The sequence below is a fragment of the Vibrio sp. 03_296 genome (genome assembly GCF_002265885.1).
Genome location: NZ_NPKW01000341.1, coordinates 1 through 644 on the forward strand (window position 1 = coordinate 1; position 644 = coordinate 644).

At 45.7% G+C, this 644-nt stretch carries 1 pseudogene; it reads left to right on the plus strand.

Annotation, left to right across the window (positions count from 1 at the left end):
- A pseudogene (locus CIK04_RS35675) lies at positions 1-232 on the plus strand (transcriptional regulator); the annotation flags it as partial.
- Positions 233-644: the final 412 nt, after the last annotated feature.

Sequence of the window (644 nt, forward strand, 5' to 3'; positions counted from 1 at the left end):
TCGTCTCTATGCACATTCAATCGATCAGTCATTAAATCTTGCCAACGCCGGATTGAGATCCTCGATCTGGTGCTTGAGAGCAAAACAAAGAAGGCGGCAAAAAAACTCACTCAGCTGCTAGAAAATTGATATTCGCAGTCATGACATGCGCACCTACTAGCAATGTTATCCATTCTACTCTCTGTCGGAGCGGGAAAAGCTGGTCAACAGCATCGCCAACACCGACATCTAACTCGTTTGGTCGTGCGCCAACTTAAACCTGCATGCCCCTCAGCTTAAGTCGCTTAGCTGAGGGGATAATGTCTTAACACGAGACTCGCCTTCTAGTTCCTCTAGACTCGCCCCTCCCTACTCGCCCCTCCCTACTCGCCCCTCCCTACTCGCCCTTGTCCCTCTCACCTAATCCCTCGTTCTTCGTCGCTCTCTCCTCTCCCTAAAAAACCATCGTCATCAGCGTTATTGAGTTAAAAGAAAATAATTCGCATTTGCATATTGTATTTTTCGCGACAGAAATACAATAATAACAATTCTCATTTACGTTTAGTAACAAACCTTCGCGCGCTCAAACCGTGGATTTGTGCCGCTTTATAATGGATAAACTTAGAGAAAATAATGACAGCAAGTAAAGGGAAGTTCCCTCTATC